Source organism: Bacillus pseudomycoides DSM 12442 (assembly GCF_000161455.1).
GTDB lineage: Bacteria > Bacillota > Bacilli > Bacillales > Bacillaceae_G > Bacillus_A > Bacillus_A pseudomycoides.
The window spans coordinates 4,174,523-4,196,061 of record NZ_CM000745.1 but is presented as its reverse complement, the minus strand read 5'-3'; the positions used below and the strand labels follow the sequence as shown (position 1 = coordinate 4,196,061).

The 21,539-nt window shown below is 36.7% G+C and carries 22 protein-coding genes and 3 pseudogenes; 18 read left to right on the top strand and 7 right to left on the bottom strand.

The features are described from left to right. Positions 1-155: 155 nt before the first annotated feature. On the bottom strand, positions 156-1,226 hold the full coding sequence (locus BPMYX0001_RS21420; RefSeq protein ID WP_006096394.1) for an NAD(P)/FAD-dependent oxidoreductase: 1,071 nt from the start codon (positions 1,224-1,226) through the stop codon (positions 156-158). Between the two features lie 505 nt (positions 1,227-1,731). Here BPMYX0001_RS21420 and BPMYX0001_RS21415 point away from each other — a divergent pair. From BPMYX0001_RS21415 to BPMYX0001_RS21395, 6 genes and pseudogenes are all read left to right on the top strand, one after another. Continuing rightward, a complete protein-coding gene (locus tag BPMYX0001_RS21415) occupies positions 1,732-1,971 on the top strand; it encodes a YuzB family protein (protein ID WP_000595023.1) in 240 nt (79 codons plus the stop codon). 25 nt (positions 1,972-1,996) lie between these two features. Then, positions 1,997-2,425 (top strand): annotated as a pseudogene (locus tag BPMYX0001_RS21410) (nucleoside transporter C-terminal domain-containing protein); the annotation flags it as partial. Positions 2,426-2,603: 178 nt separating this feature from the next. Next, a complete protein-coding gene (dapF, locus tag BPMYX0001_RS21405; protein ID WP_006096391.1) occupies positions 2,604-3,470 on the top strand; it encodes a diaminopimelate epimerase in 867 nt (288 codons plus the stop codon). A 41-nt stretch (positions 3,471-3,511) separates the two neighbouring features. Further along, positions 3,512-3,865, top strand: a complete 354-nt coding sequence (locus BPMYX0001_RS21400) for a HesB/IscA family protein (RefSeq protein ID WP_003201551.1) — start codon at positions 3,512-3,514, stop codon at positions 3,863-3,865. A gap of 689 nt (positions 3,866-4,554) precedes the next feature. After that, a complete protein-coding gene (locus BPMYX0001_RS31325; RefSeq protein ID WP_006096389.1) occupies positions 4,555-4,710 on the top strand; it encodes an FbpB family small basic protein in 156 nt (51 codons plus the stop codon). Positions 4,711-4,901: 191 nt separating this feature from the next. Next, a complete protein-coding gene (locus BPMYX0001_RS21395; RefSeq protein ID WP_018782854.1) occupies positions 4,902-5,255 on the top strand; it encodes a YxeA family protein in 354 nt (117 codons plus the stop codon). Between the two features lie 32 nt (positions 5,256-5,287). Here the strand turns inward: BPMYX0001_RS21395 and BPMYX0001_RS21390 are convergent, their stop codons facing one another. After that, a complete protein-coding gene (locus tag BPMYX0001_RS21390; protein WP_018782853.1) occupies positions 5,288-5,740 on the bottom strand; it encodes a 2-thiouracil desulfurase family protein in 453 nt (150 codons plus the stop codon). Between the two features lie 117 nt (positions 5,741-5,857). Here BPMYX0001_RS21390 and BPMYX0001_RS21385 point away from each other — a divergent pair, with 117 nt between their 5' ends. The 4 genes and pseudogenes from BPMYX0001_RS21385 to BPMYX0001_RS29615 all read left to right on the top strand — a co-directional run bounded on the left by BPMYX0001_RS21385 (position 5,858) and on the right by BPMYX0001_RS29615 (position 9,369). After that, positions 5,858-6,043 carry a hypothetical protein gene (locus BPMYX0001_RS21385; protein WP_003201556.1) on the top strand — a complete coding sequence of 62 codons (186 nt, stop codon included), beginning with the start codon at positions 5,858-5,860 and terminating at the stop codon, positions 6,041-6,043. Between the two features lie 311 nt (positions 6,044-6,354). Continuing rightward, positions 6,355-7,281: an N-acetylmuramoyl-L-alanine amidase family protein gene (locus BPMYX0001_RS34580; protein ID WP_006096386.1), complete on the top strand. Its 927-nt coding sequence runs from the start codon at positions 6,355-6,357 to the stop codon at positions 7,279-7,281. Between the two features lie 342 nt (positions 7,282-7,623). Further along, complete coding sequence (locus BPMYX0001_RS21375; RefSeq protein WP_006096385.1) at positions 7,624-8,346, top strand: PspC-like choline-binding domain-containing protein; 723 nt, start codon at positions 7,624-7,626, stop codon at positions 8,344-8,346. 145 nt (positions 8,347-8,491) lie between these two features. Beyond that, positions 8,492-9,369, top strand: a pseudogene (locus BPMYX0001_RS29615) (helix-turn-helix domain-containing protein). Between the two features lie 17 nt (positions 9,370-9,386). Here the strand turns inward: BPMYX0001_RS29615 and BPMYX0001_RS21365 are convergent. Both BPMYX0001_RS21365 and BPMYX0001_RS21360 read right to left on the bottom strand, forming a co-directional pair. Then, positions 9,387-10,634, bottom strand: coding sequence for an MFS transporter (locus BPMYX0001_RS21365; protein ID WP_006096383.1), 1,248 nt, complete (start codon positions 10,632-10,634; stop codon positions 9,387-9,389). A gap of 182 nt (positions 10,635-10,816) precedes the next feature. After that, positions 10,817-11,296 (bottom strand): GyrI-like domain-containing protein, encoded by a 480-nt coding sequence (locus BPMYX0001_RS21360; protein WP_003201568.1) that lies wholly within the window; start codon positions 11,294-11,296, stop codon positions 10,817-10,819. A 193-nt stretch (positions 11,297-11,489) separates the two neighbouring features. Here BPMYX0001_RS21360 and BPMYX0001_RS21355 point away from each other — a divergent pair. Further along, a pseudogene (locus BPMYX0001_RS21355) lies at positions 11,490-11,756 on the top strand (SDR family NAD(P)-dependent oxidoreductase); the annotation flags it as partial. 113 nt (positions 11,757-11,869) lie between these two features. On the opposite strand, the gene BPMYX0001_RS21350 reads toward BPMYX0001_RS21355, so the two are convergent. Then, positions 11,870-12,859 (bottom strand): NAD(P)/FAD-dependent oxidoreductase, encoded by a 990-nt coding sequence (locus BPMYX0001_RS21350; RefSeq protein WP_006096381.1) that lies wholly within the window; start codon positions 12,857-12,859, stop codon positions 11,870-11,872. 468 nt (positions 12,860-13,327) lie between these two features. Between BPMYX0001_RS21350 and BPMYX0001_RS21345 the strand changes: the two genes are divergently transcribed. Beyond that, positions 13,328-14,536 carry an NAD(P)/FAD-dependent oxidoreductase gene (locus tag BPMYX0001_RS21345; RefSeq protein ID WP_016132155.1) on the top strand — a complete coding sequence of 403 codons (1,209 nt, stop codon included), beginning with the start codon at positions 13,328-13,330 and terminating at the stop codon, positions 14,534-14,536. Between the two features lie 91 nt (positions 14,537-14,627). Here the strand turns inward: BPMYX0001_RS21345 and BPMYX0001_RS21340 are convergent, their stop codons facing one another. Continuing rightward, entirely contained in the window at positions 14,628-15,062 is a 435-nt protein-coding gene (locus BPMYX0001_RS21340; protein ID WP_018767485.1) for a DUF5391 family protein, read from the bottom strand. 243 nt (positions 15,063-15,305) lie between these two features. On the opposite strand from BPMYX0001_RS21340, the gene BPMYX0001_RS21335 reads away from it, so the two are divergent. The 5 genes from BPMYX0001_RS21335 to BPMYX0001_RS21315 all read left to right on the top strand — a co-directional run bounded on the left by BPMYX0001_RS21335 (position 15,306) and on the right by BPMYX0001_RS21315 (position 18,849). Then, the gene (locus tag BPMYX0001_RS21335; protein ID WP_003201575.1) at positions 15,306-15,800 is read left to right on the top strand and encodes an NUDIX domain-containing protein; all 495 of its coding nucleotides are present in this window, start codon (positions 15,306-15,308) and stop codon (positions 15,798-15,800) included. A gap of 15 nt (positions 15,801-15,815) precedes the next feature. Beyond that, positions 15,816-16,133, top strand: coding sequence for a YuiB family protein (locus BPMYX0001_RS21330; protein ID WP_006096380.1), 318 nt, complete (start codon positions 15,816-15,818; stop codon positions 16,131-16,133). Positions 16,134-16,218: 85 nt separating this feature from the next. Further along, entirely contained in the window at positions 16,219-16,845 is a 627-nt protein-coding gene (locus tag BPMYX0001_RS21325; protein WP_033799719.1) for a 3D domain-containing protein, read from the top strand. Between the two features lie 69 nt (positions 16,846-16,914). After that, on the top strand, positions 16,915-17,289 hold the full coding sequence (locus BPMYX0001_RS21320) for a DUF309 domain-containing protein (RefSeq protein ID WP_006096378.1): 375 nt from the start codon (positions 16,915-16,917) through the stop codon (positions 17,287-17,289). A 75-nt stretch (positions 17,290-17,364) separates the two neighbouring features. Next, on the top strand, positions 17,365-18,849 hold the full coding sequence (locus tag BPMYX0001_RS21315) for a leucyl aminopeptidase (protein WP_006096377.1): 1,485 nt from the start codon (positions 17,365-17,367) through the stop codon (positions 18,847-18,849). 38 nt (positions 18,850-18,887) lie between these two features. On the opposite strand, the gene cdaS is transcribed toward BPMYX0001_RS21315, so the two are convergent. Beyond that, complete coding sequence (gene cdaS / locus BPMYX0001_RS21310) at positions 18,888-19,493, bottom strand: sporulation-specific diadenylate cyclase CdaS (RefSeq protein ID WP_018782846.1); 606 nt, start codon at positions 19,491-19,493, stop codon at positions 18,888-18,890. 143 nt (positions 19,494-19,636) lie between these two features. Between cdaS and BPMYX0001_RS21305 the strand changes: the two genes are divergently transcribed. Beyond that, the gene (locus tag BPMYX0001_RS21305) at positions 19,637-21,361 is read left to right on the top strand and encodes a phospho-sugar mutase (RefSeq protein ID WP_006096376.1); all 1,725 of its coding nucleotides are present in this window, start codon (positions 19,637-19,639) and stop codon (positions 21,359-21,361) included. The last annotated feature ends 178 nt before the right edge of the window (positions 21,362-21,539 follow it).

The window sequence follows — 21,539 nt, the reverse complement described above, 5'->3', positions numbered from 1 at the left end:
CAGGAAAAGGCCCGAACCGTTTCTATGCATGGCTAGATGCTCTCTTCCATCTAAAGATTAGGTTTTATTCCGGTTTTCAATTTGTGCTTACATATTCATATCGTATCAAAAAAGGAGAAAAGTAGAAAAAAACAAGAGCGATAAGCTCTTGTTTTTTAACCATTATGATATTTATACATCCAAAGGATACCCGACTTGAGAAGTCTAGGAACTCGTCCCATTAATGGTTGATTTGCTAATAATCCGAATCCGTGTTTCTTACCGAGAGAACCGAGAACACCTTTTAATTTAATAACAGGTAGTTCATCAGGAAGGGGTTCATTGTTCCAACGTTTTAATAATATTTGGACAATTTGTTCACCTTGGCCTTCAGCAAGCTGTGCGGAAGGTGCGTGCGGAAGGGCAGCACAATCCCCTACAACATAAACGTGTTCGTTATTCGGAATATTATGATATTTTGTTAATGCAACCCGACCACTACTATCTTGTTCGACTGGAAGGTTTCGAACAACTTCGTTTGCTTGAATACCAGCTGTCCATACGATTGCATCACATTGAAGTGGTTCGTCATGGTTGTACACAACGTTTGGTTCTACTTTCGTAATGTTAGAGTTTCGTATAATTGTAACATTATGCTTTACGAACCACTCTTCTACGTATCTACTTAATTTTTCTGGGAACGGGAATAAAATGCGATCTTTTCGATCAAATAAGTAGATCTTTAAATCAGAACGGCTTTCACGAAGTTCACTTGCAACTTCAACACCGCTTAAACCAGCACCGACAACAGCGACCGTTGCGTTTGGTTCTAAACTATTTAATTGTTCATACGTTTTACGAGTTTGTTCAATTGATTGAAGGCTATGTGTATATTCCTTCGCCCCCGGAACGTTATGATATTTGTCTTCGCAGCCAAGGCCGATAATTAAGTCATCATATTCGACAACTTCACCGCCATCGAGATGAACGGCTTTGTTTTCAAGGTCAACATTCGTTACAGTGCCATATTGAATGTTGAGACGCGGGTGTTCTGGAAACGGAATGCGAATATGTGTTTCGGAAATTGTACCCGCTACTAATGCGTAATATTCTGTTTTAAAACAGTGGTATGGTACTTTGTCGATTAATGTCACTTGGACATCATCTGGGAGTTGATTGTTTGGAAGAAGCCGTTGTAGAATTCTCATTCCACCGTAGCCGCCACCCAGTAATACGAGGTGTTTCATGATGGATTACCCCTTTTCTGTTGAAATATCCCCTAATCATACAATTATATATTGAAAAAATATTTTGACTTTACTCACTCAAATTATATCGAATTTGTGAACAAATAACAATGCATGAATGTGTACTCTGTTGTACAATAAGAAGAAAAGTGGGCAAACTGTTTTAATTTGTATGTTTGAAAATCAATATGTAGATAAAAAAACGATAGAAACCCGTTCTTTTAGGTTAGAGAGAGCGTCCGCCGATGGATAGAAGCGGTCAGTGCCCTTGTTGGCCCCATGCTGTGTGAAACCAGAAGGATGAAATGAGTGGAGATCTTTTTTTGTTTTCATAGCAGTGAAGTGTATGTTGGGAAATCAACATGGATTTATATAGAGAAGATCTTTTGATTCGAAATGAAACAGTAAAGTAGCTAAATATTTTATTAGGTGTAATTAAAACAACAAGAAACAGCTTAGTTTTCTTATTATAGATTTATTTTTTGAAGATACAGGGGGGATTGTTTTGATTAAGCCATTAATCGAATTTTGTGTAGGTAATCTTGCGAGTGGCTCACAAGCAGCGCTAGAAAAATTTGAAAAAGATCCAAATTTAGATGTTATGGAGTACGGTTGTCTAGGATATTGTGGCATTTGTTTTGAAGGGCCTTTTGCACTTGTAAACGGGGAAGTCGTACAAGGTGCAACGGTAGAAGAACTTGTGAAAAATGTATATGATTACTTAGATGAAAATCCAATGTTTTAAGGCGTTGCAAAAGAGCGACGTCTTTTTTATTGCCATCATCGCTCTTTTGAATGGAATTGTTGGTGGGATTGGTGGTCTTTTCGGTTATCCAGATCTATCCCTACAACTTATATTAGGATATATTTTTTCATCGCTTGCGTTTGTCATTGGTGTACCGTGGACAGAAGCAATTACAGCGGGAAGTTTTATTGGGGAGAAGTTAATTTTAAATGAGTTTGTAGCGTTTACTGATTTTGCTCCTCATAGGGGGAAACTTTCAGAGAAAACAATGGCAATGATTACCTTTTCACTTTGCGGATTTGCGAATCTATCTTCTGTTGCCATTTTACTTGGGGGACTTGGGGGAATGGAGCCAACCCGTCGTAGTGATATTGCGAAATTTGGAATAAAGTCAATTGTAGCTGGAACACTTGCTAACTTATTGAGTGCTGCAATTGCAGGAATGTTTGTGTGAAATAAAAAAAGGCCCTTTCCGAGAAGGGCTTTTTTCTTACACAATTTGTGTAAGAACGGCTCTTATATAAAAGCCATCAAAACGTTGTCAAATATGAGAAACGGGGGACGTTCTTATTGTGTTCCAAAAGCATGCATTTTATACTTAAAACAACAAATTTTTTTTGGAGTGAATGAGGATGAATAAATTTTCTTTTACAAAAATGCATGGTCTTGGGAATAGCTATATATATGTAAATATGTTTGAAGAGCAAATTCCAGAAGAGGAACTATCTCTTGTAGCGGAAAAAGTGTCGAATATCAACACTGGAATTGGCGCAGATGGAATGATTTTAATTTGTCCGTCTGAAGTAGCACCAGTGAAAATGCGCATGTTTAATAATGATGGGTCAGAAGGAAAAAGCTGTGGAAATGGACTGCGTTGCGTAGCGAAATATGCGTATGAGCATAAACTAGTAGAAGAGACTGTTTTTACAATAGAAACATTGGCTGGAATTGTAACGGCTGAAGTGACAGTAGAAGACGGTATCGTTACATTAGCTAAAATTGACATGGGAGCACCTCGTTTAACTCGTGCAGAGTTACCGATGCTTGGCGAGGGAGAAACACCGTTTATTCGTGAAGACTTCCTATACAATAATCATCGCTATGCGTTTACTGCTGTTTCAATGGGAAATCCGCATGCGGTCATTTTTGTTGATGATGTGGAAGAAGCTCCGCTTACAACATTAGGTCCGGTACTTGAGACTCATGAAATGTTCCCGGAACGAGTGAATGTTGAATTCATTGAAATTGTAAATGACAATGAAATGAACTTCCGCGTTTGGGAACGTGGGTCAGGTGTGACGCAGGCATGTGGAACAGGAGCATGCGCAGCAGTTGTTGCAGCAGTGTTGAATGAAAAAATGAAACGCGGTGAAGAAATTACGGTTCATTTAGCGGGCGGAGATTTAATGATTGCCTGGACAGAAGAAGGGAACGTTTTGATGAAAGGTCCAGCGGAAGTAATTTGCCGCGGAGTGTATGAGTACAAGATAGAGGCGTAAAGATGTATAATAGAACGAGAGAAGAAAGGAAGGTGGATTTCATGATTGATGTAACAGAACAAGCAGCATATCAAATTAAAGATATGTTAAAAGATGCTGAAGATGGAGAGAAGTACGTTCGCCTTGCTGTGCATGGCGGTGGATGTAGCGGTCTTTCTTACGGTCTAGGATTTGAAAGAGAACCAAATGAAGACGACACAGTGCTTGAGTTTTTCGGTGTTGAATTTGTTATTGATAAAGAAAGTGCTCCGATTGTAAAAGGAGTAAAAGTTGATTACAAGCAATCTATGCTTGGCGGCGGGTTCACAATCGATAACCCGAATGCAATCGCATCATGCGGATGTGGATCATCTTTCCGTACGGCGTCGAATGCTGGTAAGCCGGAAGAGTGCTAATGTAATGCTTTTCGTATCGAGATATGATTGAGTTTTGCAGACTTAATCAAGCGCTTATTTAATTCGCTATAAAGGAAAAGAGTGTCCGAAGACGGACGCTCTTTTTTTATTCATATAATTAGTGTTATTGATTGTTAAGAGAATAACCTATTTTATGATGTTGGAGAGGGGAATCTAGCTGCTTCAAAGTGCATGAGGTGTACTGTATTTTCAAGCGGTTCGGGAACAGTATTACCATCTGTAGTAGCTTGGGCAATAACTCGTATTGTATCTCCCACCTAACTTCTTTGCTTTCCCCGAATTTTGAGGTGGGAGTATTACTGCCCGTTAATGCGGGATAAATTCATTTTGTTTATTGAACATGGACGTTGCGGTTATGTGAAACAAAAGATGATATGCACTCGTTTGTTCTATTTACTTTACCGCCGCATGTGGCAGAAAAAGGATCTGGCCTCTTCGAAATCCTCTCGATTCTCCTTAAAAAAGGATTTTTATGTTCGTTTTACAATTTGTATTTGTATATAATTTTTTTTATTAAATTCACATAATGTTCAAACAAATAGGTCTAAAAACTCGGAAGTTATAGTATTCTTGAATTAAGAATAATTTTTCGACAAATAAAGACAAAAAATTTATGGTGATTGGAAAATTTTATTTTATATCTGTGATTACACAGACAATAAGGAGAAATGATTATGGCGAACAAACGTTGTAAATTACTTCATAAATCGTTTAAAGAATTGGTACAAGAAAATAAACAAAAGATATTGAATGATAAACAAGAGATGGAAAAAATTGAACAACGTATTGAACAACGGTATACACTTAATAAATCGGCTTCCTAATTAAGATACGAAAACTTTGTTGATATACAAAAAAGAAGATAATCGACTAGGTGCAGTAGTTGGTTATCTTTTTTGTTTTTTCAGTGTTTAATCTTACAAAAGTGTAATGTTCATGTCACGTTTTTGAATTTCTCCTCTGAAGAAAAGAGATTATGATAACAACATAATAAAAAACACATGAGGTGAATAACGTGAAAAGATATATTGCACTTTTTAGTATTTTAATTGTATTTGCTAGCTTGTTAGTTGGCTGTGATTTAAACCGTATGGGAAAAGATGAGTACTATGTTCAAATTACAGTTGATGGAACGGAAAAAAATGAAAAAGCTGATAATGGTCAGTCTCACAAATCATTTGAGTATAAGTTACCTGCATTTGATAAAGATGGTAAAGAAAAAGAAATGGAATTTACAGCTGTGAAGAATCTTCGTAAGGAAGCATTTCTACGTGTATTCTACTCCGATAAAAAAGGTGTAGCAGCTTGGGAAGAAGTGAAGAAGGACGAGCTTCCTGCAAAAGTGAAAGAAAAATTAGGCGTGAAATAATGAAGAAAGAGTTGGCCAAATGGTCAACTCTTTTATTTGCTTGCAAAGTCTTCTTCTGAAATTACTGTAAATCCATGTCTGCGAAATAAAGCAGTTGTTACACCATATCCATCTCGTTTTTTTTCGTTGAATTCTCCTGTATAAATGGTAGAACTTCCGCAAGAAGGACTTCGTTCTTTTAAAATGATGTATTCTGGATTTAAATCTTGTATTTCTTTCAAAGCTTTATAAGCTCCGTGTACGAAAGCTGTTGTTACATCATTACCTTCGTTGTCCATTACCTTTGCTTTACCATCTAGTACATCATCACCATTGCCTCCGATAATTTCTGCTGATGGACGAGGTGTAGGTAAGCCTCCTAATACCTCTGGACAAACAAGAACAGCTTCTTCTTTTTGTAATAGCTCTTCAATTTTTGCAATGAGATTGTCATTTCCATCGTAACGACAAGCAATACCAGCTAAGCAAGCACTAATTACAATCATGTTTTTCACCTCAGTTCATTAAAGATTATGAAATAATTTCTAATTTTACTGTTGTTCTCTTGTTGATATGCGGGATGATAAGAATAGAAACTTTATATCATTTAATGAAAACATATAGTGAATTTCAAAGTAAAGAAGAATGTAATATATTTCTTAAATAATAACGGGGTAAAACAAACAGGTTGGCTATCCAATGGTGGTAAATGGTATTACCTTGACTCTTATGGAGAAATGGTAACAGGTCAAAAATTTATTGATAACAACTGGTACTATTTTAATGATAACGGTGTTTGGATTGGTTAATTATAAGTAATAGTCTTTATCGATAAGTAAAGCAGGTCGTGGGATTAAATACGACTTGCTTTATTTTTTATGCTTTCAAGTCATCAAAAAGGAGAAATTTCTATTATTTCATGACAACATATAGCGAATTTTAGAGCGTTATCAAACTTGCATAATTTAAAAAAATTCTCTAGTAATTTGTTTATAACAATCTATAGCTCATAACCATCTAGTAATTTGTTTGTACAAATATTACAAAAAAAACATTTAATTCGTTTGATAAAATTGGTAAAATAGTATAAACTATCTATTTTTTGAAAAGGGGAAAGAGAATGAAAAAGGGAAATAAAATGAAAAAGATGATTGCTACTTCTGTACTTTCTACTGCACTATTAATTCCAGCTATTGCTCATGCAGAAGAAAACAAGACGATTCAAAATTCTACTGCTACTCCTAAAGTTGCAAGTGTAAGTAAGGCTACTCAAGCAAAAGGATGGGTAAAACAACAGGGGAAATGGTACTACTATAAAAATGGGAAAAAGGTAACAGGTTGGTCATCTATTGGTGGTAAATGGTACTACTTTAGCTCTTATGGAATTATGCAAACAGGCTGGGTTTCCATTCAAGATAAAAAAACAGGGAAATATACATATTACTATCTCAATGAAAGTACGGGAGCAATGCACACAGGTTGGACGAAAGTAAATGGATCTTGGTATTTCTTCAATAATAATGGAGTAAAACAAACAGGCTGGCTATCCACTGGAGGAAAATGGTATTATCTTGGCGGTTACGGAATTATGGAGACAGGCTGGACTTCATTCAAAGATAAAAAAACAGGAAAATATACGTATTACTATCTTGATACAAACACTGGTGCTATGAAAACAGGTTGGGCGCAAATTAATGGATCTTGGTATTTCTTCAATAATAATGGAGTAAAACAAACAGGTTGGCTATCTACTGGTGGAAAATGGTATTACCTTGACTCATCCTTCGGAGAAATGAAAACTGGAAGAGTTTCTATAAACAACGTATATTACCACTTCGATAACACTGGTGCTATGCAAACCGGTTGGCAAAAATGGGGCAATTACTGGTACTACTTTAACCAAAATGGATCAGAATACAGAGGTTGGTTAAAACTTGGTGGAAGCTGGTACTACCTCGATGCTTCTTTTGGTGATATGAGAACAGGCTGGGTATTTATTAATAACAAATGGTACCATTTCAATAATAACGGTGTTTGGGTTGGTTAATTGTAAGAAATAGTCCTTATTGATAAGCAAGACAGGTCGCATGATGTAATGCGACCTGTTTTATTTTGCTAAAAAAAGATTCTGTCAATGAAAATGTCACCTTAAGGATGACATTTATATGATATGGAAGTTTCATCTTATAACAATCTATGTCATGCAATCATTGTAAATATAAACTTGTATGCTTTTATATTTTCTATCATGCTATCATGGCGTCGCTGCTACTAATTCTATAGTTATCGTACAATTTATTTGTATATATATTGTAAAAAAACATTTAATTTGTTTGATAAAATTGATAAAATAGTATAAATTATCTATTTTTTGAAAAGGGGAAAGAGAATGAAAAAGGGAAATAAAATGAAAAAGATGATTGCTACTTCTGTACTTTCTACTGCACTATTAATTCCAGCTATTGCTCATGCAGAAGAAAACAAGACGATTCAAAATTCTACTGCTACTCCTAAAGTTGCAAGTGTAAGTAAGGCTAGCCAAGCTAAAGGATGGGTAAAACAAAATGGAAACTGGTATTACTATGATAAAAATGGTAGGAAGGTAACAGGTTGGTTATCAACTGGAGGAAAATGGTACTACTTTAGCCCTTTTGGAATTATGCAAACCGGGTGGATGCCAATACAAGATAAAAAAACCAAGAAATATACATATTACTATCTTAATGAAAGCACGGGAGCAATGCACACAGGTTGGGTGCAAATTAAAGGATCTTGGTATTTCTTTAATAATAATGGAGCAAGACAAACAGATTGGTTATTAACTGGAGAGAAATGGTATTACCTTGGACCATACGGAATAATGGAAACAGGAAAACGTTTTATAAACAATACGTATTACTACTTTGATAACGGTGGGGCAATGCAAACAGGATGGCAAAAAATCAGTAATTACTGGCACTACTTTAACAGCAATGGATCTGAACACAAAGGCTGGTTAAAGCTTGATGGAAGCTGGTACTACCTTGATTCTTTTGGTACGATGGTAACGGGAACAAGATGGATTGATGGTAAATATTACAAATTTAATAATAATGGTGTTTGGATTGGTTAATGATAGATAGTAAGCGGGATTGATAAGGAAGACAGGTCGCATGATGTAATGCGACCTGTTTTTATGTTTTACGCTTTTAAATCATTAAATTAAAAAAATCGCCCATTCTGCTTTATCGCACCTATTTATATATGGGGTGATAAAAATGGGAACTTTCTATCATTTAATGAAAACATATAGCGAATTTCAAAGTAAAGAAGAGTTTAATACATACCAGCAGCAAATTTTAATCTGTTATCAAGCAAACATAAATAAAACGGACTTTTTAGTAATTCGTTTTTTAGGGAGATATGCGATTAATGAAAAGCAAAAAACAGTTGGAGTTGCTTGTCCGTTAATGGCAACAATTGCGACCAAAATAGGAAAAAGTATTCGTACGGTGCGTCGCTCTGTTGCCAAACTGGAGGAACTCGGGATTATTGAGCGGATTCCTACGAAAGAAAGATATAAGCGCGGGGGATATAGTGCGAACTTATATGTATTTCGTAAAGCAGCTGTTGACCGTATGGATGACCGTATGAAAATGACCGCATGTGAAAAGAGCCTACATGTAGAGGGGCGTAAGAAGGAAGAGGTGTCAGAGAAGGAGGAAACTATTCTTTTTAAAAACTTTTCTCAAGTACAAAAGAAAAGAGAAACGTATGAACTTGATGAAACATATTGTCGTCATGATATTCCAATTGCATTTGTAGATGCAATTGTTCCAATGTCGAGAAATCCACAAACGATTAATGTGCTTTGGAGTAAGGTGGAACTTGCTTATAAAAAGAGTGGTTTATTAGAACAAGGGGTGTTTTTTGAGCAATTGATTACGGATGAGGAGACTTGTACGCAACTTATCTGTCGTACGAAAAGTGTGGTAAGAGCGTATAAATGTGGGGAGATTCGTAAAGATGTTAGAGCACTTTTGTATAGTACGATGCGAGCTCTATTTTTAGATGTTGGATTAGAATGGGGGCGGCTATAAGAAGGAGCAGGAAGGTGACCTTATTTGATCCATTCAAAAAAGAGTCATGCGTATGATACATGACTCCCCTTGATTAATCGAATTTTCTTACAACAGGAACGCGAATCGCAACAAATAATACAAAGACAATCACTGCGATTGCGCCGCTTTTCATAATCGTCACAATCGGAATACCAGCTGCAAGTGCGAGTGATGTGAATGCATAGGAAAGCGGGATGAAGCCCATAGATGATAGCATCAGCAAGCTCATGACGCGCCCCATCATTTCTTCTTTGACAGTAGATTGAATCATCGCCATTAACGGAACGATAGCCATGGCAATTGTAATGCCGTAAAATGCGCCTGCTAATAATGCTTGCCAAAGTGCTATGCTGAAGTTAATGGATAAGAAGAAAACGCCAGATAACAGCATCATAATGATGCAAAACAAGCCGCGTCTACGATTAATGTTTTTAAGGCCAACAATGACAGCACCAATTGCCATTCCGCCTCCAACAGCTGCTTCTAAATAACTAAATTGAAGCGAGTCACCATGCAGTACATTTTTGATAAATAACGGGAAGCCAACTTGCATTGGTCCGATTAAAAATAGATTTAGAAAGGCGCTACAGATAAGAAATGTTGAAAGAAAAGGCGATTCCTTTACGTACAAAATGCCTTCTTTAATAGAGGTAAACATTCCTTTGTCTGTATCCGTTTTTTCTTGCAATGTAAATTGGATTTTTTGGACGAGTATAGCAGCAATAATGAGAAGCAGAATAGTAATAGTAAAAATGGTCTCATAGTTACTAAACTTGATGAGAATGCCACCGAGTACAGGTCCTAAAATTACGGATGCTTGGTTCGTCATTTGGGTAAGTGAATTCGCCTGTGTTAAACGATGTTTTTCTACAAGTTCAGGGAGAATGGAACCGTCTGCTGACCAAAAGAAGGCGTCCGCTAATCCGAAAAACAAAGCAAACAAAGCAAACGTATATAACGTTACATGACCAACGATAAACCAGATTAGAATTGTTGCGACAAGAAGTGCACGAATGATATTTGAGTAAAACATAATATTTTTTTTCGGAAATTTATCTGCGACAGCTCCGCCGACAATCATAAAGATAAGTCTTGGGACGCTAAGTGCAACAAAGACAACACCTAGTGAAGCTTCGAGATTTAATGTTTTCGCTATGTACCATGTTTGGGAAAAGGTAAAAAAAGCTAAAGCAAAGCTTGAAAATAGAGTAGCTGCCCAAAGAAATAGGAAGTTTGTATTTTGTAGTAAAGGTGTCCCGCCTTCTGTTGGAGCAGATTTGTTTTGTTGTAGTTCCTCCATATTGCTTCCTTTCTATGTAACAATTTTGAGTGGATATAAAATCCTGTTAACACTCGTTTTATACAGTTTCTAATATTTCTATACTGCACTTTTTCATTGTAGACAATAATAGCACATTTGCCCAGTGGATTTTTTAAGGCAAAAAAATAAAAAGATGCGAAAGCACCTTCTTATTATATGGTTTAGGCTAATGCAATATAGATATCAACTTGCACATTATTTGGATCCATCGCTCGTTCATCATACAATTCAAAGTCTGTTGTGAAAGCACGTTTGTTTTCTTTCGACCACTTCCAAATGTCTTGCCATGTTTCTACGATGACCTCTGATACTGGGCCTTTGCGAGTCGTAAATACCGCATATGTCTGGGCAGGTATTGTGAGAGATGTCATATTTTCAGGGATTGTGTCTAATGAAGAGACTGGCATACCGATTGTATATGTATAGGCTCCAGTTTCATCGGACTCATAGTTTGAATACAATGCTAGTGTTTCGCTTTGCTTCCTTTTGTTAGGAATTTGATCTGTTATTTGACCTTGGCAGTAGTCGGTCCATAGCTTGGGGATCTTTCCTTCAGTGGACATTTCAATTTCATTTTTTGTTGTAGCGGAGATGCCAATCGCTTGGAAAGCTTCTTTTTTAATAATCTTTGGTTGACTCATGTTTTATACTCCCCCTTTTCAAATAAGAACAAATGTTCTTATTTGATTGTACCATAATTATACAGATGAAGGGAAGAGGGAGATTTGTTTATCGAGGGGAACTTTTTTTGCTAGGGCAGAAAAAGGAGAATCCCCCACTTCAAAGCTCGTGTAGAGGGAGGTGTGGGTAGTTCAATAATTTGGAAGAAATGTTGCAGCAACAAAGTCCGCCATTCATACGATGACAAAATCGCTCGCTATTGCATTGGTACCTGACATTAGAGTAAACAGTATTGCTCCTGGTGCAGTTCATACGAGATGGTGGTCAGGTAATGAAGATAAGATGTACCAACTTGCGGGAACCTTGCCGCTTAACAGAATTTCAACACCAGAAGATAGTGCAGAAGCAGTCTTGTTTCAATTGACTCAAGAATCTATTACAGGACAAATATATACAATTGATAATAGACAGACGCTTTAAAATTATAAAGTATCTTAGCGTAATAAAATTCACCTAATGAGGTTTTTATCTATAGAATAAAGAAGCCGCAATTTCTGCTTTAGAAATTGCGGCTTTGCTATCATACTTATGGATTAAAACATACTAGAGCTATGCATTGGTTGTAGTTTTGCATTTGGATCGAAGTAAGCTTTTGCATTGTTTACTGCTGTTGGTGCTTCACCGAAGCCACATGCAATCAGCTTTACTTTTCCTTCATATGTACAAATGTCACCAGCTGCGTAAATACCAGGGATGTTCGTTTCCATTTTAGAGTTTACAACGATGCTGTTCTTTTGAATGTCTAGGCCCCAGTTTTTAATTGGACCAAGAGAAGAGACGAAGCCGTAGTTTACGATGACATCATCAACGTCAATAACAACTTTTTCTTCTGTTTTTACATGTTGCAGAACAACTTGTTCAATCTTGTCTTCACCAATTAATTCAACTGGAACATAAGGTGTTTTTACGTCTGCACGAGAGTTCGTTAAGTTTTCTACGCTGTGCTCATGAGCACGGAATTTATCACGGCGATGAACGATTGTTACTTGTTCAGCGATTGGCTCTAGCATCATTGTCCAGTCCACTGCAGAGTCACCGCCGCCAAATACAACGACGCGTTTTCCAGCGAATTTATTCATATCATCAACGAAGTAGTGTAAGTTTTTCTTTTCAAATTTCTCTACACTATCTAGTTCTAATCGGCGTGGTTGGAAGGCACCATTACCAGCTGTAATAATGACAGATTTAGAATAGTGTGTTCCTTTATTTGTTACAAGCTTAAATACGCCATCAGCTAGCTTTTCAAGTGTATCAACTGCTTCTTCTAAGCAAACAGTCGGTTCAAACTTTTTCATTTGTTCTTTTAAATTATCAACAAGTTCTTGCGCGCGTACTTTCGGGAATCCCGCTACGTCATAAATATATTTTTCAGGGTATAGTGCGGATAATTGTCCTCCAAGCTGCGGTAAGCTTTCAATAATTTTTACACTTGCCTGTCTCATTCCGCCATAAAACGCTGTGAATAATCCTGTTGGACCTCCACCGATAATCGTTATGTCGTAAACTTTTTGAATTTCTGTCACTATTTATTCCCCCTATAGATGGAATTTCGATATTGATTCCATATATTGTTCATATGTATACGGAAATCCTGCAAATAAGATTGCACTTTACAATAAAAATGATACCATATTTCAGTTTAGAATACTGCAAGAAATGACTGAATTATATGTAAGCTTGTGCATAGATAGGATGGAAATGTATAAAATATACCAAGTAGGAAAATACATGAAAAAAAGGCTGAAAAACCCTTGAAAACGCTATGTTATTTTAAAATATTGATAATTCTCTAGGTGCTTGAATTCTGAAATAAAACCGACTAATATAGGAAAGTATTATGTTAATTTTTTATGACAAATTTCGTAAGATTTTTTGAACACGTTTTGTTATGGTTAAGAATGTGAGGAATTCCACATTCTTGACAAAATAAGTGTTTAATACTTTGGTCTTATACTTATTTACTATTATATAAAGAAAAGGGTTGTGATTTAGTGAAAACTCCAAAAATCGTAGTTTTGGGTGCAGGTTATGGTGGGATGATTACGACTGTTCGTCTACAAAAAACATTATCTGTAAGTGAAGCTGAAATTACGTTAGTAAACAACAACAGCTATCACTACCAAGCAACTTGGTTACATGAAAGTGCAGCTGGCACATTACATCATGATAAAATCCGTCTCGACATTCAAGACGTTATTGATACAAATAAAGTAAACTTTGTACAAGATACAGTTGTAGAAATTAAAGCAGCTGAAAAACGCGTTATCTTAAAAAATGCTGAGTTAGAGTATGATTATTTAGTAATTGGTCTTGGGTTCGAGTCTGAAACATTTGGCATTAAAGGACTGAAAGAGCATGCATTCTCTATTACTAACATTAATGCCACTCGCCAAATTCGTGATCATATGGAATACAAGTTCTCTCAATATGCGACTGAAAAGCGCGATGAGTTAGTGACAATCGTTGTTGGTGGTGCAGGATTTACAGGTATCGAGTATGTAGGTGAGCTTGCAAACCGTATTCCTGAACTTTGCAAAGAGTATGATGTTCCACGTGAAAAAGCACGTATTATCTGTGTGGAAGCTGCTCCGTCGGCACTTCCTGGCTTCGATCCAGAATTAGTTGAGTACGCTGTAAAACAGTTAGAGAAAAAAGGTGTAGAATTCCGTATCGGCACGGCAATTAAAGAAGCAACTGAAGAAGGTATTCTAGTTGCGAACGGTGACGACGTAGAATTACTTAAATCTGAAACGGTTGTTTGGGCTGCGGGTGTTCGTGGTAATGGTATTGTGGAAGAGTCTGGTTTTGAAGCAATGCGCGGACGTATTAAAGTTGATGAGTATATGCACGCTCCAGGCCATGAAGATGTATTCATGGTTGGTGACGCAGCGTTAATTATTAATGAAGAGATTAACCGTCCATATCCTCCAACAGCACAAATTGCAATTCAACAAGGTTACAACATCGCACATAACTTATCCGTGTTAATTCGCGGTAAAGGCGAAATGAAAAAATTCGTGTTCGATAACAAAGGATCTGTATGTTCATTAGGACATGACGATGCAATGGGCGTTGTTATGGGTAAAAAGTTAACGGGATGGAAAGCTTCCTTCATGAAGAAAGTAATCGACAACCGTTACTTATTCTTACTTGGTGGACCTTTATTAGTTCTTAAAAAAGGTAAATTGAAGTTCTTTTAATATATAAATACAAATAGTAGAAAAAAGCAGAAACGGCTATGAGTCGTTTCTGCTTTTTTCATGTAATACAAGTTTTTCTTAAAGTTCTGTTTCAACGAACATTCAGTGTATAAGTGGACATTTTGTTTGATCGAAAAGCAACAAAAAACCAAATTATATTTGTGAGTGATACCGCCGAGCAAAAAATGATGACTCCTAAGACGGAAGAAAGGCTATAGTCATTTACGCGCATTATAATAAATACGGATGCAAGTATCACAAGATTTATGAATAGTCCCATACCGCAAAGAACTGCCATGATGAATCTCATTACCTTTATTCCTGCTATATAAAGAAGTAGAGGTACGACATAAAATACTAAAATCTCGCCGATTGATGTCCACATCCCTAAAGAGTTAAATTTATTTGCATTAGATCCTAAATCTGAGAGTGGAGAAAGGGAAGCTGAGACTAATACAGAGCAGAAGAGTAATGCAGAAACTAAGGTTACGAATACAATACCGGATTTCTTTGATTGATTTCTCATAATTTTTCACACTCCTTTCTCAATGATTATTTGCGGAGCAGCATCCAAAGAAGAACTTTGAAGAAATTCAAGGTGTTTTTTACAAAGAATTCCTACCCTATATTCTCATTATATCAAATATATGGAAAATGAGTTAACTCCATAAGGAATAAGGAAGATTATATTATTCTTACTGAAAAATATAGTATAATACATAGAAAAGAATGAATATTCTGTTGTTTCAGCTGAAAGGAGTTTTACATCATGGGGAAGCGTGGGAATGTTTGGCTAGCTGTAAGTGGACTTGTAGCCACAAAAGATGGTCGCTGGCTCTTCGTTAAGAAAAAATACGGAGGCTTAAAAGGGAAATGGTCATTGCCCGCTGGTTTCGTAAATGAGGGCGAAACAATTGACCAAGCTGTTAAGCGTGAAATTTTAGAAGAGACAGGTATTGTTGCACATGTAAAAGGAGTGATTGGCATTCGTTCTGGTGTCATACGTGATGAGATTAGTGATAATATGATTATTTTTCTACTGGAACCAGAAGGAGAAAAAGTTATTGTTCAAGAAGATGAGCTGTTTGAAGTAGCGTTTTTAAATCCTAATGATATTGCAGACGATCAAAATACTTCTATATTAGTTCGATATTTATTAGAAGGGAATACGGCACAGCTTCTTGAGATGGATGCAACATTAAATCCAGGAGATCAATTTGGATATACATCTTATCATGTATTTACGGCAGGGGATAAGAAATAGAAGGAGTGGGGAAACATGAGTATTCCAGTATTACTAATTTCAATGATGCTGTTTTTTATTTTATTTTTTGGAATTGGATTTTTACTCAATATGATTTTACGTGCTACTTGGGTGATGGTTATCATTTATCCGATTGTTTGTATACTGATCATTAATAAAGCAGGTGTCTGGGATTACTTTTCAAAACCGAAAGAAACATTTTCTTCATTTGGAACAAGTGTCTCGCATCTTGGACAAGCCGATCTTTTTATTTTATCAACTGGATTAATCGGGGCAATTTTGTCTGGTGTTGTGATAAAGAAACTACGTCAAAGCGGGTATCAAATGTTTTAATCTCCAGTTTTCTGGGGATTATTTTTTTGCATATTTCTACATCATATGGGGAATGACTAACGATGAAGGAGTGTGGAATATTAAAATGTTAAAACGATATGGTATTCGCATTATGATGACTTGTTTACTTGTAGCAGCATTATGTGTGACATGGCAAGCGTTCACAGGAGTCTCTCTACTAGAGGTTGTAAAAACATATCAAGAAGGCAATGTAAAAGAAGTACATGCAGCAGAAAGAGGGCAACAAGTTGTTCCGAGTAAAGAAGTGATAAATGCTTTAGAACAGGGAAAAGACTGGTCTAAATATCGTGTAATGGAAATGACAGCAACTGGTTATACGTCAGGGATAGAATCAACCGGTAAAAGACCTGGGCATCCGGAGTATGGCATTACATATTCAGGTGTGAAGGCAAAAAGGGATATATATTCTACAATCGCAGCTGACTTACGTGTGTTTCCGATTGGGACCATTCTTTTTGTACCAGGCTATGGATATGGTGTGGTAGCAGATAAAGGCGGAGCCATAAAAGGAAATAGACTCGATTTATATTATGAAACTGTTCAGGATGTATATAGTGAGTGGGGCAAGAAAAAAGTAAATGTATATGTAGTGAAAATGGGGAGCGGTAAGTTAACAGAAGAACAGTTAACGATGCTCAATCAAGATGAAACGCTGCAAGTATTCCGCGGTCAATATTTGAAACAGAAATAGTCTAGTGAGATTGACACTAGACTTTTTTATTTGTCTTCATTCACAATATAAGAAAAACGAGGTGCGGAAGTGGAAGACTATCCTTTGGCGTATTATGAGTTTTTCGTGAAATATAATGAAGAAGATTATTATACGTGCCATGATTTACTCGAAGAAATGTGGCTAGAAGAGCGGAGCAATTTATTTTTAAAAGGCTTATTACAGATGGTAGTTGCTCAGTATCATTACAGCTATGGAAATGTAAAAGGAGCGCGGCTTATGTTGGAAGTGGCGGAGCAATATTTGAGGCCGTACTGCCCTTTGTATTGGAATTTAGATGTGAACGGAGTCGTGGTATTTATTCAAAGTTGCCGGAAAATCATACCTGAAAAGGTAGAGAAAGTCCCATATGAACAAATACATAATTTACCGTCATTACCGGAGCACATTCTATATATGAAGTGAAAGAGAAGTTAGAATTATCGCATTTTAGGGAAAATGCAGTTATAATGACAATAGAGAAATCTAGGGGGGCTGAACATGTTTCAAGTACAAAAAGAATTAGCAAGCCATGAAGCAGTAATCGTTGCTTTATTTGAAGAAGAGAAAACGAGCGGCTTTGTACAAGAATTGGACAAAGCATTTGAAGGACAATTACAAGTTTTATTAGAAGAGAAAGAGCTTAGTGCAAAGAAAAAATCCATTTCCAAACTACATAGCTTAGGAAAAACAAATGTAAAACGCTACTATTTTGTCGGTCTTGGCAAAAAAGAAGCATACTCAACAGAAACATTACGTACTTCACTTAGTAAAGCATTTAAAACATTAAAAGCTGACAAAGTAAAAGATGCAGCAATTTTACTTGATTCTTTCGTAACTGATAAGTTAGACGCAATTGATGTTGCGCATATTGCCAATGAAGTATCTTGCCTTGGTACATATGATTTACAAACATATAAAACGGACAAAAAAGAAAGTGTAGAGTTAGAAAACTTTACGGTTATTACAGCAGAAGATGCAAAAGAAATCGAAGCTGCATTAACAGTAGGGTATGTGCATGGACGTGCGACAAATTCAGCTCGTACACTTGTAAATATGCCGCCAAACGTATTAACAGCAACAAAACTTGCAGAGTATGCAGTTGAATTAGCTGAGAAATATGATATGGATTATAAAGTACTTGAGAAAGAAGAGATGGAAGAGCTTGGTATGGGTGCATTACTTGCAGTAAACCAAGGTTCTACAGAGCCACCAAAAATGATTGCTCTTATTTATAAAGGAAAAGAAGAGTGGACGGATGTTATCGGATTTGTGGGAAAAGGGATTACATATGATACAGGGGGCTACTCTTTAAAACCACGTGAAGGTATGGTTGGCATGAAAGGTGATATGGGCGGCGCTGCAGCTGTTCTTGGGGCAATGGAAATTATCGGAGAACTTCGCCCAGAACAAAACGTAGTTGCTGTTATCCCATCAACAGATAATGTTGTGAGCGGTACAGCATTTAAGCCAGATGATGTGATTACATCTATGAGCGGTAAAACAATTGAAGTATTAAATACAGATGCAGAAGGCCGTCTAGCATTAGCTGATGGTATTACGTATGCGAAGAAACTTGGTGCGAACTATCTTGTTGATATTGCAACGTTAACAGGCGGTGTCATTGTAGCGCTTGGAAACCATACAACGGGTGCAATGACAAACAATGAAACATTGTTTGAACAAGTGCTAGAAGCATCGATGGAAACAGATGAGCCGATTTGGCAATTACCGATTTTCGAGCGCGATAAAGAGCGTGTTCGTAACAGTAAATTCGCAGATTTAAATAACTCACCAGGCCGTGAAGGTCATGCGGTAATGGCGGGAACATTCCTTGGTGAGTTTGCAGAAGAAACGCCATGGGTACATTTAGATATCGCTGGAACTTCTGATACAACGAGTGCACATGATTTGGGGCCAGCAGGAGCAACAGGTGCAATGGTTCGTACACTTGCAACACTGGTTGACCGTTTTGGAGAAGAATAAGAGGTTTTTGAAAAGGCAGCGGATTACGCTGCCTTTTCTTATAAAGAAATGGTATATAACGTTCCGTTTAACGCAAAAGATGTGCGGCCTGTTTCTTCAGAGACAACTAATATGAGTGCATCGCTTTTTTCAGATAAACCTATTGCAGCTCGGTGGCGTGTTCCAAGTTTTGAATCAATCTCTATATTTTTTGTTAAAGGGAGAATGTTCGCTGCTGAAACAATATGATTACTTCTAATGAGAATAGCTCCGTCATGAAGAGGATTTCCTGGATAAAAGATAGATTCCAGTAGTGGAACGGTTAAATAAGCTTCAAGTCTTGTTCCAGTTTGAATAAGGGAATCAAGTGAATCATTTCTTTCTACAACAATTAAGGCACCATGTTTCCTATCACCTAAATGATGAATTGCTGTTGTAAGGGGAGCGTAACCTGATGTAAATGGTGATAAATATGCCTTTAAATAATAAGAAGCTGCTAGGGTTTGAACATTGCTTAGTAGATGATGAATTTCTTCCATTTTACATAAAATGCACTCACCGTCTTGTTCAACCGTTTGTTTCATGCTCCGTAATTCCGCTTCTACAACCTCAATCATTTGTTTCGTTTTTATTTTTAACTCGTCTGATAATCCCCATTCTTCCATTTTTCTCACCTTTTTGTTTGAATTATATAGCATTAGTGTGTGCAAATCACAATAGTAAAATCCTGCTATACTTTAAAATATATTGAGATACTTGTCGTTTTTTTCATATAATGTAGTTATGACATGCGAGAGGAGATAAGAAAATGGATTGGAAACAAGAATATAGTCGCTGGCTTTCCTATGTAAACTTAGATGCAGAACTAAAAGAACAGCTAGAAAATATGAAGCAGGATGAAAAGAAAATAGAAGATAGCTTCTATAAAAACTTAGAATTCGGTACAGGTGGTATGCGCGGAGAACTTGGTGCTGGTACGAACCGTTTAAACGTATATACAGTTCGAAAAGCAACAAAAGGATTGGCGCACTTTATTGAAAAATTAGGTGAAGAAGCGAAGAAACGTGGCGTTGTTGTCGCGTATGATTCTCGTCATAAATCACCTGAATTTGCAATGGAAGTAGCAGCTACCCTTGGTGCGCATGGCATTACAACATATGTATTTGAAAGTTTACGCCCAACGCCAGTACTTTCTTTCGCAGTGCGTTATTTACATACAGTAAGTGGAATCGTTCTTACGGCAAGTCATAATCCACCTGAATATAACGGTTATAAAGTATATGGAGAAGATGGTGGACAATTGCCTCCGAAAGAAGCAGACGAATTAATTAGCTACGTAAATGAAGTAGAAGATGAATTAACAGTAGAAGTTGCTGATGTGGAACAATTGAAAGCGGATGGCTTATTACATATCATTGGACAAGAAGTAGATGATGCATATTTAGAACAGTTAAAAACAGTCATCATCAATAAAGAAATGGTACAAGAAATTGGAAAAGATTTAAAAATCGTCTTTACACCACTACATGGAACATCCAATATTCCAGCGCGTCGTGGTTTAGAAGCAGTTGGATTTACAGACGTAACAGTCGTAAAAGAACAGGAGTTACCAGATCCAAACTTTTCAACAGTAAAATCACCAAACCCAGAAGAGCACGCAGCGTTTGAACTTGCGATTCGTGATGGAGAAAAAGTGGGAGCGGATGTGCTAATCGCAACAGATCCAGATGCAGATCGTCTTGGCGTAGCTGTTCGTAATCACGCTGGTGAGTATCAAGTGTTAACAGGAAACCAAACGGGTGCGTTAATGCTTGATTACTTATTATCACAAAAGAAACAAAACGGTACACTTCCAGAAAACGGTGTTGTGTTAAAAACAATCGTAACTTCTGAAATTGGTCGTACAATTGCGAAAGCGTATGGCTTAGATACAGTAGATACATTAACTGGATTTAAATTTATCGGTGAGAAGATTAAGCAGTATGAAGAAAGTGGACAATATGAATTTCAATTTGGCTATGAAGAAAGTTATGGCTATTTAATTCGTCCATTCTGCCGTGATAAAGATGCAGTACAATCTGTTTTATTTGCATGTGAAGTTGCAGCATATTATAAATCACAAGGCAAAACGTTATACAATGGTTTATTAGAAGTGTTTGCGAAATACGGTTTCTTCCGTGAAGACCTTGTATCGTTAACGCTAAAAGGAAAAGATGGTGCAGAGAAAATTCAAGAGATGATGGCATCATTCCGTGAAAATCCACCAAAAGAAGTGGCTGGCTTAACAGTGAATTCTGTAGAAGATTATAAAGCAAGCATCATTACATCACTAATAGATGGAAATAAGGAAGAAATTCACTTACCGAAATCAAATGTGTTAAAATATCAATTAGCGGATGGTTCTTGGTTCTGCCTACGTCCATCTGGAACAGAGCCAAAAATCAAGTTTTATTTTGGTGTGAAAGATGATTCCTTACAAAATAGTGAACAAAAGTTACTTGCTATTAAAGAAGATATCATGAATCGTTTATAATGAGATAGAGTGTTACTTCCATTAATGGAGGAAGAAAGAGGAGAACGTAGAACGGCCTCCTCTTTTCTTGCATATGGAAAAAAATTCGCTTGCTGAAGGTGGATGAAAGGTTCACTTTATAGAAAATAGAGAATTACACCATACAATAAGAAAAGGTACTGGACGATTAGAACAGAAA

Coding starts and splice junctions, on each gene's coding strand:
- dapF (WP_006096391.1), top strand. CDS start 2,604: ATGAATAAATTTTCTTTTACAAAAATGCATGGTCTTGGGAATAGCTAT.
- BPMYX0001_RS34580 (WP_006096386.1), top strand. CDS start 6,355: ATGAAAAAGGGAAATAAAATGAAAAAGATGATTGCTACTTCTGTACTT.
- BPMYX0001_RS21365 (WP_006096383.1), bottom strand. CDS start 10,634: ATGGAGGAACTACAACAAAACAAATCTGCTCCAACAGAAGGCGGGACA.
- BPMYX0001_RS21420 (WP_006096394.1), bottom strand. CDS start 1,226: ATGAAACACCTCGTATTACTGGGTGGCGGCTACGGTGGAATGAGAATT.
- BPMYX0001_RS21325 (WP_033799719.1), top strand. CDS start 16,219: ATGTTAAAACGATATGGTATTCGCATTATGATGACTTGTTTACTTGTA.
- BPMYX0001_RS31325 (WP_006096389.1), top strand. CDS start 4,555: ATGATTATGGCGAACAAACGTTGTAAATTACTTCATAAATCGTTTAAA.
- BPMYX0001_RS21375 (WP_006096385.1), top strand. CDS start 7,624: ATGAAAAAGGGAAATAAAATGAAAAAGATGATTGCTACTTCTGTACTT.
- cdaS (WP_018782846.1), bottom strand. CDS start 19,493: ATGGAAGAATGGGGATTATCAGACGAGTTAAAAATAAAAACGAAACAA.
- BPMYX0001_RS21390 (WP_018782853.1), bottom strand. CDS start 5,740: ATGATTGTAATTAGTGCTTGCTTAGCTGGTATTGCTTGTCGTTACGAT.
- BPMYX0001_RS21305 (WP_006096376.1), top strand. CDS start 19,637: ATGGATTGGAAACAAGAATATAGTCGCTGGCTTTCCTATGTAAACTTA.
- BPMYX0001_RS21340 (WP_018767485.1), bottom strand. CDS start 15,062: ATGAGAAATCAATCAAAGAAATCCGGTATTGTATTCGTAACCTTAGTT.
- BPMYX0001_RS21315 (WP_006096377.1), top strand. CDS start 17,365: ATGTTTCAAGTACAAAAAGAATTAGCAAGCCATGAAGCAGTAATCGTT.
- BPMYX0001_RS21400 (WP_003201551.1), top strand. CDS start 3,512: ATGATTGATGTAACAGAACAAGCAGCATATCAAATTAAAGATATGTTA.
- BPMYX0001_RS21330 (WP_006096380.1), top strand. CDS start 15,816: ATGAGTATTCCAGTATTACTAATTTCAATGATGCTGTTTTTTATTTTA.
- BPMYX0001_RS21335 (WP_003201575.1), top strand. CDS start 15,306: ATGGGGAAGCGTGGGAATGTTTGGCTAGCTGTAAGTGGACTTGTAGCC.
- BPMYX0001_RS21360 (WP_003201568.1), bottom strand. CDS start 11,296: ATGAGTCAACCAAAGATTATTAAAAAAGAAGCTTTCCAAGCGATTGGC.